General features: G+C 60.0%; 16 protein-coding genes. 3 read left to right on the forward strand and 13 right to left on the reverse strand.

The genetic code is table 11. The features are described from left to right. Positions 1-161: 161 nt before the first annotated feature. The gene (locus FZE95_RS18465) at positions 162-854 is read left to right on the forward strand and encodes a histidine phosphatase family protein (RefSeq protein ID WP_150302295.1); all 693 of its coding nucleotides are present in this window, start codon (positions 162-164) and stop codon (positions 852-854) included. Here the strand turns inward: FZE95_RS18465 and FZE95_RS18470 are convergent. From FZE95_RS18470 to nrdR, 13 genes are all read right to left on the reverse strand, one after another. Continuing rightward, a complete protein-coding gene (locus tag FZE95_RS18470; RefSeq protein ID WP_150302296.1) occupies positions 824-1,657 on the reverse strand; it encodes a cobalamin-binding protein in 834 nt (277 codons plus the stop codon). The genes FZE95_RS18465 and FZE95_RS18470 overlap by 31 nt on opposite strands. Beyond that, positions 1,657-2,085, reverse strand: a complete 429-nt coding sequence (locus FZE95_RS18475) for a hypothetical protein (RefSeq protein ID WP_150302297.1) — start codon at positions 2,083-2,085, stop codon at positions 1,657-1,659. The genes FZE95_RS18470 and FZE95_RS18475 overlap by 1 nt, the downstream gene beginning before the upstream one ends. Beyond that, positions 2,085-2,696, reverse strand: coding sequence for a GTP cyclohydrolase II (gene ribA / locus FZE95_RS18480; RefSeq protein WP_150302298.1), 612 nt, complete (start codon positions 2,694-2,696; stop codon positions 2,085-2,087). The genes FZE95_RS18475 and ribA overlap by 1 nt, the downstream gene beginning before the upstream one ends. 102 nt (positions 2,697-2,798) lie before the next feature. Then, the gene (locus FZE95_RS18485) at positions 2,799-3,449 is read right to left on the reverse strand and encodes a retropepsin-like aspartic protease family protein (RefSeq protein ID WP_150302299.1); all 651 of its coding nucleotides are present in this window, start codon (positions 3,447-3,449) and stop codon (positions 2,799-2,801) included. Positions 3,450-3,518: 69 nt separating this feature from the next. After that, complete coding sequence (locus FZE95_RS18490) at positions 3,519-4,013, reverse strand: phosphatidylglycerophosphatase A family protein (RefSeq protein ID WP_150302300.1); 495 nt, start codon at positions 4,011-4,013, stop codon at positions 3,519-3,521. A gap of 1 nt (position 4,014) precedes the next feature. Continuing rightward, positions 4,015-5,019 (reverse strand): thiamine-phosphate kinase, encoded by a 1,005-nt coding sequence (gene thiL / locus FZE95_RS18495; RefSeq protein ID WP_150302301.1) that lies wholly within the window; start codon positions 5,017-5,019, stop codon positions 4,015-4,017. Positions 5,020-5,182: 163 nt separating this feature from the next. After that, positions 5,183-5,662 carry a transcription antitermination factor NusB gene (gene nusB, locus FZE95_RS18500; RefSeq protein WP_150302302.1) on the reverse strand — a complete coding sequence of 160 codons (480 nt, stop codon included), beginning with the start codon at positions 5,660-5,662 and terminating at the stop codon, positions 5,183-5,185. Further along, positions 5,663-6,139, reverse strand: a complete 477-nt coding sequence (ribH, locus tag FZE95_RS18505) for a 6,7-dimethyl-8-ribityllumazine synthase (protein WP_150302303.1) — start codon at positions 6,137-6,139, stop codon at positions 5,663-5,665. It lies immediately after the preceding gene. A 58-nt stretch (positions 6,140-6,197) separates the two neighbouring features. Next, the gene (gene ribBA / locus FZE95_RS18510) at positions 6,198-7,292 is read right to left on the reverse strand and encodes a bifunctional 3,4-dihydroxy-2-butanone-4-phosphate synthase/GTP cyclohydrolase II (RefSeq protein ID WP_150302304.1); all 1,095 of its coding nucleotides are present in this window, start codon (positions 7,290-7,292) and stop codon (positions 6,198-6,200) included. 22 nt (positions 7,293-7,314) lie between these two features. Then, positions 7,315-7,980: a riboflavin synthase gene (locus tag FZE95_RS18515; RefSeq protein ID WP_150302305.1), complete on the reverse strand. Its 666-nt coding sequence runs from the start codon at positions 7,978-7,980 to the stop codon at positions 7,315-7,317. 35 nt (positions 7,981-8,015) lie between these two features. Next, the gene (gene nhaD, locus FZE95_RS18520; protein WP_150302306.1) at positions 8,016-9,269 is read right to left on the reverse strand and encodes a sodium:proton antiporter NhaD; all 1,254 of its coding nucleotides are present in this window, start codon (positions 9,267-9,269) and stop codon (positions 8,016-8,018) included. A gap of 9 nt (positions 9,270-9,278) precedes the next feature. Then, positions 9,279-10,412, reverse strand: coding sequence for a bifunctional diaminohydroxyphosphoribosylaminopyrimidine deaminase/5-amino-6-(5-phosphoribosylamino)uracil reductase RibD (gene ribD / locus FZE95_RS18525; RefSeq protein WP_190324600.1), 1,134 nt, complete (start codon positions 10,410-10,412; stop codon positions 9,279-9,281). Next, complete coding sequence (nrdR, locus tag FZE95_RS18530) at positions 10,405-10,878, reverse strand: transcriptional regulator NrdR (RefSeq protein ID WP_150302307.1); 474 nt, start codon at positions 10,876-10,878, stop codon at positions 10,405-10,407. The genes ribD and nrdR overlap by 8 nt, the downstream gene beginning before the upstream one ends. Positions 10,879-10,990: 112 nt before the next feature. Between nrdR and FZE95_RS18535 the strand changes: the two genes are divergently transcribed. After that, entirely contained in the window at positions 10,991-11,653 is a 663-nt protein-coding gene (locus tag FZE95_RS18535) for a class I SAM-dependent methyltransferase (RefSeq protein WP_150302308.1), read from the forward strand. A gap of 46 nt (positions 11,654-11,699) precedes the next feature. Further along, entirely contained in the window at positions 11,700-12,581 is an 882-nt protein-coding gene (gene trxA / locus FZE95_RS18540; RefSeq protein WP_150302309.1) for a thioredoxin, read from the forward strand. Positions 12,582-12,737 lie beyond the last annotated feature (156 nt).

A 12,737-nucleotide genomic window follows, 5' to 3' on the forward strand; every position in this document is an offset into this window, starting at 1 on the left:
GCCGGCAGCCGCAAAGCTGCCGGACGCCTGCAGGCGCTCCCCAGGTGCCTGTAAGGCTGACGTTTCCGACAGAGCTGATCACCCTTTGTCTAGCACTGAAAACTTCCTGCAATAAAGACTGTCGATACTTGGGCTAACCCCCAAGTCGCCGGCAGTCTTCCATGTTCAACAACCGTACCCGCGCACTCATCGTCGTTCCCTTGCTGGCCATCTCCTGGCTGGTTTACACAGGGCTCGACAGTACACCTGAGCCCGAAGAGGCCTTGCAGACGCTGGTTTTTCTACGGCATGCCGAGAAGCCTAACGATGGGCTTGGACAGCTGAACTGCCAGGGTCTGAACCGTTCCCTGGCCTTGCCCGCATTACTTCCGGAACGCTTCGGCGCGCCTGATTACGTATTTGCCGCCAATCCCGACAGAAGGGTGGAAGAAGGACCGGACGACGCGGAATTCAACTACCTGCGCCCACTGCTGACCATCGCCCCCACTGCTATTGCCCACGGGCTACCGATAAACACCTCGTTCAATGCCAACGACGTCGGGGATATCGTGGATGAGCTGACCGACCCGCAGTACCGCAACAGCACCATTTACACCGCCTGGTCACGGGGATACGTGTCGGAAATCATGAACGAGCTGCTGGAGGAGGTGGACGCGGACGAAAGCCTGGCCGTCGACCGCTGGCACCGGGAAGACTTCGACAGTGTCTATGTCATCAAATTGCATTGGAGAAATGGTGTTGCTAAAGCCTCGCTGGAAGCTCAAGCGCAAGGCCTGAACGATACCGGATCAGCCTGTCCCGGCGAGCCACAGCAAGCGACGCCTCAATTGGCGGCCCGCGACAATTCGCGCTGACGCGCGATCAATTCGCAAAGTTGCGCAACGCCATCCAGCACATCTGGCGTCGGTCGAACCAGGCGGTCACTGTCGAGCACATGCAAGCCATCCTGGCGCACCGCATTGAGTTGCGGAAACCGCCGCCAACGGTCGAGCCATTCTGTTACGGCCTTGCCGTCGTCTGCCAGAACCAGAATCAGATCAGGGTTAGCCGCCAGCACGCCCTCCCGGCCGACCTGCGGAGCCAATCCTGGCAAAGCATCGAATACATTGATCCCACCGCAGTGATTGACCGCATCACCAATCAGCTGGTTTCCGCTGACGGTGTATATCGGATCGTCCCATAGCTGGATAAATACGCGGGGCGCATCATCGCCCACCGGCACCGCGAGTTGCGATAGCGCCGCATTGTAGCGCCCAGTCACAGCAGCGGCCCGCTCGGCAACCTGAAGTACATTTCCCAATTGCTCGACCGCCGAGGCGATACTCTCGAGATCCTTCGGGTCAAAACGCAGCACCTGGATGCCCCAACCCTCCAGACGACTGAGCAAAGCCGGCGGATTGCCGGACTCCCATGCCAACACCAGGTCAGGTTTCTGCGAGACGATCAATTCCAGCGACAGGCTTTGATGGCCACCCACGCGCGGTACAGCGTCGAGCTCCGCGGAACGTTGCCCTTCGTCGAGCACACCCACCAACCGCTCCGTTGCGTCGAGCATGATGACAATGTCGGTGAGAAACGGAGCCAGACTGACCACGCGCTCGGCAGCGGGTACGCAGATACTGTGGAAAAACAAGCCAGCCAAGAGCCAGCCACGCATCACTGCATCCGGGCCGTCGGAGGACGATAGAGCAACATGGCGCCCTGGCTGGCCAGTACCAGCAGAATCAACGGTACGATTTCACCAACGGCAACGTAATGCAGCATCCCGATCCAGCCAGGCAGCTTCGCATTCAGCAGCCCGAGCAATTGTTGATGGTGCAATCGAGCCCAGGCCTGTTCGGCTGCAGGGGAGTCGCCATTGTTATCGGCTTCGACCAGCGCGAACCGGTATTGTCGGAAGCGCCACACCGTGAGCAATGTGCTGGCCAGTCCGACTATGAAGATGGGCACGGCGGCGTTGTCCAGCACCGGCTGCCAGTTATCACCCAGCAACCAGACCAGGGCAATGGGCAACAACAATGAGGCGGCGCACTGCATGCGCCAGTTACGCTGCAGCGCCTTCCAATGAGTATGAGTGTCCAGCATCAGTCTGCCTCGGCTTGATGAAGCTTGCCGAGCAGATGGCCCAACTTGCCCGCCTTGGTCGCGAGATATTTGCTGTTGTGGGGGTTTTCGCCAAACTGCAATGGCAGACGCTCGACCACCGGAATACCGAAACTTTCCAACGCCTTGACCTTGCGTGGATTGTTGGTAAGCAGCTTGAGACTGGTAATGCCCAAGTGGGCCAGCATGGGCTTGCAGATGGCATAATCGCGCTGATCCGCACCGAACCCCAACTGGACGTTGGCTTCGACGGTGTCGGCGCCGTTATCCTGCAAGTGGTAAGCGCGAATCTTGTTCATCAGACCGATGCCGCGACCTTCCTGTCGCAGATAGAACAGCGCGCCGCGGCCCTCTTCGGCAATAGCCTTGAGTGCGGCTTCGAGCTGAAAGCCGCAATCACAGCGCAGACTGAATAGCGCGTCGCCGGTCAGGCACTCGGAATGCAAGCGTCCCAACACCGGGCGGCCATCCGCTACATCTCCCATTGTGAGCACCACGTGTTCCTTGCCAGTTCCCGGTTCGAGGAAGCCATGCATGGTGAAAGTACCCCACTGGGTGGGGAGTTGGGATGACGCGACGAAGGTGACAGGCACACCGGTCTCCTGTGTGGACCACTGCAATAAAAGGGCATACATATTATCAGAGTGACGGGGGCGCGGCGATTGCAGTCGTAGGCGAAGCAACGCTGACGGAGATCAGTATCGGCGCTCCATGACCAATATATTGCCCTCGTCGACCAGGCGCAGCCGGCTGAGAAACGTCATACCCAGCAGAACTTCGGTGGGGTAGCTGCCCTCAAGCACCATTCCTTCGATATTGTAGAGCTCGATCTCGCCGGCCTTGATACGGTCCAGCCGTACGCGATACCCGTCCGCGATGCCGCTGGCGGTGGTCACGCCCACTCGGGTACCGGTCACCTTGTAGTCGATACCCAGACGCCGCGCATGAGCGGAGTTCATCGCCACGCTGGTGGCGCCGGTATCGATCAGAAAAGGGACGCCGTGGCCATTGATCGAGCCCTGAATGCGAAAATGACCACCCTGCCCGCGCGGCACCATCACCCGTTGCTGCTCTTGCTGCGCATTGCTCTGCGAGAAATCCTTTTGCAGCCGAAACTCCCGAGGCTTGCCATTGATAGCCAGGCGAGCGCTGCTGCTGTCGGCCGAGAGCAGTTCTATGCCCTGCGGTCCCGGCTTGCCAACACGGAGCATATGCCGCTGGCCATCGATGGTCACCACCGCCGCGCCGGAGAACAGCCCCACAACACGTATGGCGGGTTCGGCCAATGTCGGGCCAGCAATCAATAGCAAGGTGAAGAACAGTGCGCAGCGGTGCGGGATATTCATTGAGCGGCATCCATTGTCAGTCTCAAGGCCGCGGCAATGATCAGCCGCGAGTATGCATCCTACGGTTAATCAAATCCAACCCAGCGCGAACTCGGCAATCAGCAGCACGATCAACGCCATGAACCCGGCGAGAATATCATCGAGCATGATACCCAGCCCGCCGTGCACCTTTCTATCCACCCAGCCAATAGGCCAAGGCTTCCATATATCAAACAAACGGAACAGCACGAAGCCGGCAACCAGCCATCCCCAACCGTCCGGCGCCAGCCACAGGGCAATCCATACGCCGACAAACTCGTCCCAGACGATACCACCATGGTCATGCACACCCAGATCAGCCGCGGTGCGGTGACACAGCCAGATCCCGAGTAGCGTGCTGAGCACCAGCACCAGGCTGTATCCACCCGGCGGCAGCTGCTGCCACAGCAATATGAATGGCATGGCAGCCAGCGTGCCAAAGGTACCGGGCGCCTTGGGCGCAGCGCCGCTACCGAATCCGAACGCCAGAAAATGAATCGGATTACGCCAGATGGATGCGGGCGTTGGCTCGCGTAGGTCAGCCATATTATTCGGCTCCTTGAAAATGGTTGTAGCCGGCTGGCCGCCCGACGCGCTGCGGGCCCGTGCCCTCATCCAGCCAGACGCCCTCTCCGGCCCGGATTTCGCCGATTACGCTGACGCTCCAGCCGCGCGCCTGCCATTCATCAAGCGAAGCACGGTGGCTGGGCGGCAGACTGAACAGCAAAACGTAATCATCGCCACCGCCTAGCATCCGCTGCAACCGTTGTGATGCGGTCCAATTACCAAGCGCTGGCGAATGCGGAAGATCATCAGCCCAAATATGCACGGCTACACCGCTACGGCTGGCGAGATGCCCTGCGTCAGCGAGCAGACCATCCGACACATCCAGCCCGGCGCTGGCGATACCTGCCAAGGCCTGTCCCAGCTCGCATTGAGCCTGTGGCCGCCAGAAGCGCTGATAAAGGTAATGCCGGTCGGCAATCGATAGCGTCGCGGGCATATCCTGCCCCAGCACGACGGCCAGACCGCCGGCGCCATCACCCAGCGGGCCTCCAACACAGAGCAAATCGCCGGGCACGGCGCCGCTGCGCTGTAAACCGAGCCCCCGCGGCACATCACCGAACACGGTAACGCCGATATTCAACGGACCGCGGGTGGTATCGCCGCCGATCAGGCTGATCTCAAATGCCTGTGCCGCCTCAGCCAGGCCGCGGGCAAAATCGTTCAGCCAGTCTTCTTCAACGTCGGGCAGGGTCAGAGCAAGCGTGAAAGCCAGCGGCCGGGCAGCCATCGCCGCCAGATCACTGACGGCAACCGCCAGCGCGCGGTAACCCAGATCATCCGGTGAACAGTCGGAGGGAAAATGTGTGTTCTGCACCAGCGAGTCGGTGGAGATCACCAACTGCCGGCCGGACGGGATATCCAGAAGGGCCGCATCGTCACCGATACCCAGGGCGATGGCCGACTGATCGCCGGCAGCTTCCAGGGCAGCGCCCCGGAAATAGCGTTTGATCAGTTCGAATTCACCTAGGGTCTGTTCCCGTTTCATCGCGAGCCGCGTTGCTGTGTTAAATGGCGCCAGGCCGGGCGGCGATCCGCAAGGCGCGGGACGCAGGTAATGNCGCGTCATTTGACACGCAACCCGAAGGGACGCGGCCGTGATGAAACGGGAACAGACCCTAGCGGCATGACTGCGGCTCCAGCCGTTGGCTTCAACGCCCTCGGCGGGATGCGTTGACCTCGACACTGCGCAGGCGTGGCGCCAGCTTGTCGAGAATGCCATTGACGTATTTATGGCCATCGGTAGCGCCAAATATCTTGGCCATCTCGATGCCTTCGTTGATAACGACCTTGTAGGGAACGTCGATGCGCTTGCTCAGCTCATACACGCCGATACGCAGAACCGCCAGCTCGATCGGATCGATATCCTTCACCGGACGGTCCAGCACGCTATCGAGATAGCCGTCCAGTTCAGTGAGATTGCGCGGCACGCCGGTGAGCAACTCGTGAAAATAGGCGCCATCAACCTTGCTGAAGTCATTGTCGGTACGGAACTGCGCCTCGATGTCAGACAGCGGCATACCCGCGATCTGCCAGGAATAAAGCGCCTGCACCGCCATGCTGCGCGCCTTGCGACGCGCTGAAGCCTTGGGGCGACCGGCCGCCGGCGGTTGCTGCTCGAAATCGCTCACTTAAGCCCCCAGCTGCTTGATTACGCTGACCATTTCGATTGCGGACAAAGCTGCCTCAGCGCCCTTGTTGCCAGCCTTGGTGCCGGAACGCTCAATGGCCTGCTCGATGCTGTCGACAGTCAATACACCGAAAGCTACCGGCACGCCGAAGTCCAGCGACACCGCGCCGACGCCCTTGACGCATTCGCCAGCAACATACTCGAAGTGCGGGGTGCCGCCACGAATGACCGCGCCCAGGGTGATGATGGCGTCGAAGTCCTTGAGCTCAGCTACCTTCTGCACCATGAGCGGAATCTCGAAGGCGCCGGGAACCCGAATGATAGTGATATCGGCTTCCTTGACGCCGTGGCGCTTGAGCGTGTCAACGGCGCCAGCGACGAGGCTTTCCACCACAAAACTGTTGAAGCGACCTACAACCAGTGCGTAACGTCCGTCGGCTGCAATGAAATCGCCTTCAATGGTACGGATAGCAGTCATGTTTACTCTCTCTTAAAGAACCGGCTGCACTCCATGGCGCAGCCGCAAATCGATGCGTTTATTCGCAGGGCAGATATTCTACTACTTCCAGGTCGAAGCCGGATATGGCGTTGAACTTCATCGGCGTGGACAACAGGCGCATCTTGCGTACGCCAAGGTCGCGCAGGATCTGCGAGCCGGCGCCCACAGTGTTGTATGTCGCCGGGCGCCGCGCCGGAGCTTCGTCGCCGGTCAGCTGCCTGACATGGTGCAACAGCTCTTCACCGTTCATCTGATTACCCAGCAGCAGGACCACGCCATTACCCTGTTCGGCCAGTTTGGCCATGGCGGCGCGCAAGCTCCAGCGGCCCGGCTGCTTGACCATGAACAGATCGCGGAGCGGATCCATGTTATGGACACGCACCAGGGTCGGCTCTTCGGGTTCGATTTCGCCAAGGGTCAGCGCGAGATGCACCGAACCGTCGAGGCTGTCGCGGTAGGTGACCAGGTTGAAGCTGCCCAGCTCGGTATCCAGCGGTTGTTCCGAAAGGCGCTGCACGGTGTGCTCGTTGAGCAGGCGATAGTGAATCATGTCGGCAATGGTGCCGATTTTCAGACCGTGTTCTTCGGCGAAGGCTTCAAGCTCGGGGCGGCGTGACATGCTGCCGTCCTCGTTCATGATCTCGCAGATTACGCCGGACTCACCAAACCCGGCCATCCGCGCCAGATCGCAAGCCGCTTCGGTATGACCGGCACGCGCCAGCACGCCGCCGGGCTGAGCCATCAGCGGGAAGATGTGGCCGGGGCTGACAATATCTTCAGCAACCGCATCACGCGCTGCGGCAGCCTGCACGGTGCGCGCCCGATCGGCTGCGGAAATACCTGTTGTGACCCCTTCAGCCGCCTCGATCGAAACGGTGAATTTGGTGCCGAAACCGGAGCTGTTGCGTTGAACCATCAGCGGTAACTTGAGCCGCTCGCAATGCTCCAGGCTCATTGGCATGCAGATAAGGCCGCGACCGTGCCGCGCCATGAAGTTGATATGCTCTGCCTGGCAGGCCTCGGCGGCCATGATCAGATCGCCTTCGTTCTCGCGATCTTCGTCATCCATGAGGATGACCATCTTGCCCAGACGGATATCTTCAACCAGTTCTTCGATTGTATTCAGTTTCATAAGGCCCTCCCGGGCTCGCAATTCAGGGCTTGAGAAAGCCGTTTTCGGCCAGAAAAGCCAGGTTGATTGTGCTGCCTGAGCCGGACTCGGCAGCCTTGTCGCCGAGCAACAGGCGCTCCAGATAACGGGCAATAACGTCTACCTCCAGATTGACCGGGTGTCCGGGCTGGTATTCACCCATCACCGTCTCCTGAATGGTATGCGGCACGATATTCAGATCGAACACAGCGCCATCGACCGAATTCACGGTGAGGCTGGTGCCATCAACCGTAATCGAACCTTTCTCGGCGATGTATTTGGCCAGTGCCGCGGGCGCTTCGATACGAAAACGCACCGAGCGTGCTTCTTCGCTACGCGACAGTACATGCCCGACTCCATCAACATGACCGCTGACCATGTGACCACCCAGACGCGTACTCGCAGTCAGCGCCTTCTCCAGGTTGACCTGGCTGCCGATCGTGAGCCGGGTAAACGCAGTACGACGCATGGTTTCCTGGCTGACATCCGCCCAGAACCCGTCGCCAGGTAACTCTACCGCCGTCAGACACACGCCGTTTACGGCAATGCTGTCGCCCAGCTTCACATCGGCAAGACCCAGTTTGCCAGTCTTTACATACACTCGCACGTCACCGCTGCGCGGTTGCATGCTCTGAATTTGGCCCACCGCTTCGATAATGCCGGTAAACATAGACGCCTCTATTGGGGTTGGATGTCAGCCCGCGGTCACTCGATCATCAATCCGGTTAAATATACCGCCACAAAACCGACGGCGAAGGAAAGGAACAGCAGGCCGAAGCTGCGTAGATAAGACATGAAGGTCAGCCCCGGCACCTTGCTCATCGCCACGATGCCTGCGGCAGAGCCAATTATAAGCAGGGAACCGCCCACTCCGACAGCATAAGTCAGCCCCATCCACTCAGCCACGCTCATCTCCAGGTCGGATTTCAGCAGCGCGGCGGTCAGGGGTACGTTGTCGATCAGTGCCGACAGTACGCCCATCAGGAAGTTGGCCACCAGCACCGGCACCACGTCATATAGCGCAGTGAGGCCGTGCAACACCCCAATAAACTGCAACATGCCGACCAGCAACAGGATGCCCAGGAAAAACAGCAGCGTCTCGAATTCGATGGCGCGGATATATTCCAGGATCGGATCCTTGGAAACATCTTCGTGTAGAAAATGGGCCACAAGAAACATCAGCGCCAGCCCGCCCAGAAAACTGAGCAGCGGTGGAATGTCGAACACCAGGCTGCCGAGGATTGTCCCGATGATCGTCAACAGGAAAATAGCCGCGATGACGCGCTCTACCTTCTGCGAGTGCACCTTGGAGCTCTTGTCGATGACCACCTGATCGTTCATGCCGATGGACAACAGTGTTGCCAGCAGCAGCACAGCAGCCAGTGACGGAAGTATCAGAAACAGCAGATGGGTAATCTCAAGCTTTCCGGCAAGAAATATCATCAGGGTGGTGACGTCACCGGTAATCATTGCAACGCCGCCGGAGTTCACCGAGAACACCACCAGGGTGGCAAATCGCAACGTCTTGCGCAGCTCCAGGCGCAGGCTCAGCACCAGCGCCATGGATACCAGCGTGGCGGTGATATTGTCGGCGATCGATGAGAAAAAGAAGCAGAACAGCGCGGTAAGAAACAATAGCTTACGCTCGCTGACATGGGTCGGCAGTATCTTGAAGATAACGCTGTCGATGAGCCCTTTCTTATTCAGGTACGCCACAAAAGTCATGGTCGCCATCAGAAACAGCCAGAGGCCGGCGATATCCAGAATATTGTGATTCAATGCTTCCTGCACTCGGGCACGGGCCAGTTCATCCGGCGCGGCAATAAACATCAGAATCCACGCCAGCGTGCCAAAGAACAACACCACCATCGCCTTGCTGACGTGGGTAACCTCCTCCAGCACCACGCCTGCCACAGCCAGCACCGCCAGCAGAATCAGAACGACTTCAAATGCACTCATATCACTGTCTCAGGAAGGAAAAACCGGTCGCGCGGTGATGCGCCAGTCCCGACCGACCGCACGCATGTCGATAATGTCGAGATCCTGGGCTTCACTCATGGAATCAAAGGGCAGCTCGACCAGCGGACGGCCGCGACTGCCAAGTAAGCGGGGGGCCATATACACAACCAGTTCATCTACCAGCCCGGCCCGGTAGAACGCGCCCGATAATCCGGCGCCGGATTCAACCAGCACCTCATTGCAGCCACGGCTGACCAACTCGCGCAATAAGGCGTCGAGATCAACCTTTTCACCGGCCTCGTCCGGCAAGGACAGCAATTCGGCACCAGCGAAACCGTAATCCGGCACACGGCCTCGCGGTGTGCGACAGGCCACCAGCACCGGACCAGACTGGCGAAACAGCCTGCTCTCCAGTGGCACCCGCAGTCGCCCGTCAACCAGGACCCTGAGCGGTTGGCGTGCTGCGGCGGCGATTGCTTCGGCCTCAGGTAATCCGAGCTCGCTGGCACGCACGGTCAGCGTCGAATCATCCAGCAGCACGCTGTCGGCGCCGCTGATCACCGCACCGCTGCGCGCCCGCAGGCGCTGCACATCACTGCGCGCATCCGGGCCGGTAATCCATTGGCTTTCACCGCTGGCCATTGCCGTGCGCCCGTCGAGGCTCATTGCCAGCTTCATGCGGACCCAGGGCAGACCGGTTTCCATGCGTTTGATGAAACCTGGATTCAGCGCCCGCGCCTCGCTCTCCAGCACGCCGCACTGCACGTCGATACCCGCGTCGCGCAGACGCGTAAGGCCTCGACCTGCAACCTGTGGGTTGGGATCCTGCATGGCTGCGACGACCCGTGCCACACCCGCCTTGATCAGACCATCAGCGCAGGGCGGCGTCTTGCCGAAATGACTGCAGGGTTCAAGCGTGACGTAGGCGGTTGCGCCCCTGGCGTTATCACCCGCCATGGCCAGCGCATTGACTTCTGCATGGCCTTCGCCTGCCCGCACGTGCCAGCCTTCGCCAACGATTACGCCCTCGCGCACCAGCACGCAGCCAACGCGCGGGTTAGGATCGGTGGTATAGAGTCCGCGCGCTGCCAGCTGCACGGCGCGGGACATCATCTGGCGGTCACAAATTTCCAGATCAGACATCCGGCTCAGCCTTTTCACGGCGCGACAGGCGTTCGATTTCTTCCCGGAACTGATCCAGGTCCTGGAAGCGGCGATACACCGAGGCAAAGCGGATATAGGCCACTTCGTCCAGCTGCTTGAGCTCGTCCATCACCAGTTCGCCGACCACCATGGCCTTGATTTCACGCTCGCCGGTGGCGCGCAGTCGATGCTTGATACGGCTGATGGCAGCCTCGATTTCCTCCACGCTCACCGGGCGTTTCTCCAGGGCCCGTAGCAGGCCGGCACGCAGCTTGTCTTCATCAAAGGGCTGACGGCGGCCGTCCTGCTTGACCAGCCGCGGCATCACCAGCTCGGCAATCTCGAAGGTGGTAAAGCGCTCCTGACAAGCCAGACACTCGCGGCGACGGCGTACCTGATCCCCGTCGGTCACCAGCCGGGAGTCAATCACCTTGGTGTCGTGAGCGCCACAGAACGGACAATGCATAGAGGAATCCTGAGGATGAAATAGCGGCCCCCATGTTACTCCCAACCAGACTGCTAATAAATCGTTGCGAAGGGTTACACTGCCCGTCCTTACGACCTACAAGATGCTCTCGATGCTGTTGAATCAACTCGAAACCACGCTGCAAGAGGTGCTGACCGAGGCGCGCTTGGTGCCTACCGAGCTGCCGGGGCTGCCCGAATTGCGCCTGTGGCTGCTGGATCCGGTCAATCTGGATCGCGCCTTTGCCGAGCAGGAGACGCGCGCCCTGCTCGATAAACCTCCGTACTGGGGATTCTGCTGGGGCAGCGGCCTTGCGCTGGCCCGCTGGGTGCTGGACCATCCCGAACAGGTACGCGGCAAGCGCGTGCTGGATTTCGGCGCCGGGTCGGGCGTTGTCGCCCTCGCCTGCCGTGCCGCCGGAGCCAGCGCCAGCATCGCCTGCGATCTGGACGCTCCGGCGCGCTGGGCCAGCCAGTTGAATGCTGAACTCAATGAGCTCGACATCGAGCTCGCGGAGGACTTTTTCGCGGTCGACGGCAAGCTGGATATGATCCTGGCTGCGGATGTGCTTTACGATGCGGACAACCGCGTGTTTCTCGATCACTTCGCCGCGCGCAGCAATCAGGTGCTGGTCGCCGACTCACGCGTTCGCGATCTTCGTCACCCGGGTTATCGACGCCTGGACACGCTGGTCGGCCAGACATTGCCTGACCTCGGCGAACCGCTGGAATTCCGTCAGGTTGCGCTCTACTGCGCTGGTCTTGAATATCCCTGACTCGCCACCATATTACTCCGATAGCCACCTTTGCCCTGGAAGCCCCATGAGCCAATCGCCTTATATTTTTGATGTTACCGCCGAGGATTTCGACCGCTTCGTTCTGGAAAACTCTTTCCATAAACCTGTACTGGTCGATTTCTGGGCCGAGTGGTGCGCGCCCTGCAAGGCACTGATGCCGGTCTTGGCATCCATCGCCGAGAGTCTCGGCGGCGAACTCTTGTTGGCCAAGGTGGACTGTGACGCACAGGCGGCTCTATCGGAGCGCTTCGGTATTCGCAGCCTGCCCACCGTGGTGCTGTTCAAGGACGGCCAACCGGTCGATGGCTTCGCGGGTGTGCAACCTGAAAGCGCAATCCGCACGATGCTCGCACCGCATATCACCGAGCCAGCCGAAGTCCCGCAGGACGAGTCGATGGATGTGGCTGGCCAAGCGCGGGAACTGATCGCAACCGGCGCCTATCAACAGGCCCAGTCGCTCTTGCAACAGGCGATTGACGCACAACCGGATGACGAGTTACTGGTGTTGCTGGCTAAAGCTCTGGTAGCGGGCGACCAGCTGGACGATGCTGAACAGGTGATTGGTTCGGTTACCGATAAGGACGCCCATAAACAGGCCATCAACGGGTTGAAGGCCCAGATCAAGTTCCTGCGGGAGGCAGCCGGTTTCCCCGGCCGAGCCTCGCTTGAGGCCCGCAGCGCGGCCGATGCAAGCGACAGCGAAGCTAGCTATCAACTGGCAATACTCGATCTCGCCGATGGGAATTACGAGTCCGCTCTCGCTACGTTACTGCTCCTGTTCCAGACCGACCGCGGGTATGCAGACAACAGTCCGCAGCGCAGCATGCTGGAAGTATTCGATCTGCTCGGGAACGACGACCCGCTGACCATTCAGTATCGGCGCAAGATGTATCAGGCGCTATATTGAGTATTGCGGGGGACCGGCTTCTTCCATAGCGCGCGAGGGTCGGCAGCACTGGCAGCCTGAGACCACGCGTGCCTTGGAGGGGTCAGGTTCCATCCTGACCGGCTTGCTAGCCGGCGATATCGCTCGTCGAGACGGAGCTCGACACTCCATAGCGCC

This window comes from Pseudomonas profundi, from assembly GCF_008638305.1.
GTDB classification, from domain to species: domain Bacteria; phylum Pseudomonadota; class Gammaproteobacteria; order Pseudomonadales; family Pseudomonadaceae; genus Halopseudomonas; species Halopseudomonas profundi.

Excerpts from the sequence above, each read along its gene's own strand:
- FZE95_RS18485 (WP_150302299.1), bottom strand. The coding sequence starts at position 3,449 with ATGAATATCCCGCACCGCTGCGCACTGTTCTTCACCTTGCTATTGATT.
- ribD (WP_190324600.1), bottom strand. The coding sequence starts at position 10,412 with ATGTCTGATCTGGAAATTTGTGACCGCCAGATGATGTCCCGCGCCGTG.
- FZE95_RS18475 (WP_150302297.1), bottom strand. The coding sequence starts at position 2,085 with ATGCTGGACACTCATACTCATTGGAAGGCGCTGCAGCGTAACTGGCGC.
- trxA (WP_150302309.1), top strand. The coding sequence starts at position 11,700 with ATGAGCCAATCGCCTTATATTTTTGATGTTACCGCCGAGGATTTCGAC.
- FZE95_RS18535 (WP_150302308.1), top strand. The coding sequence starts at position 10,991 with ATGCTGTTGAATCAACTCGAAACCACGCTGCAAGAGGTGCTGACCGAG.
- ribH (WP_150302303.1), bottom strand. The coding sequence starts at position 6,139 with ATGACTGCTATCCGTACCATTGAAGGCGATTTCATTGCAGCCGACGGA.
- FZE95_RS18470 (WP_150302296.1), bottom strand. The coding sequence starts at position 1,657 with ATGCGTGGCTGGCTCTTGGCTGGCTTGTTTTTCCACAGTATCTGCGTA.
- nhaD (WP_150302306.1), bottom strand. The coding sequence starts at position 9,269 with ATGAGTGCATTTGAAGTCGTTCTGATTCTGCTGGCGGTGCTGGCTGTG.
- FZE95_RS18490 (WP_150302300.1), bottom strand. The coding sequence starts at position 4,013 with ATGGCTGACCTACGCGAGCCAACGCCCGCATCCATCTGGCGTAATCCG.
- thiL (WP_150302301.1), bottom strand. The coding sequence starts at position 5,019 with ATGAAACGGGAACAGACCCTAGGTGAATTCGAACTGATCAAACGCTAT.
- FZE95_RS18515 (WP_150302305.1), bottom strand. The coding sequence starts at position 7,980 with ATGTTTACCGGCATTATCGAAGCGGTGGGCCAAATTCAGAGCATGCAA.
- FZE95_RS18465 (WP_150302295.1), top strand. The coding sequence starts at position 162 with ATGTTCAACAACCGTACCCGCGCACTCATCGTCGTTCCCTTGCTGGCC.
- ribBA (WP_150302304.1), bottom strand. The coding sequence starts at position 7,292 with ATGAAACTGAATACAATCGAAGAACTGGTTGAAGATATCCGTCTGGGC.
- nrdR (WP_150302307.1), bottom strand. The coding sequence starts at position 10,878 with ATGCATTGTCCGTTCTGTGGCGCTCACGACACCAAGGTGATTGACTCC.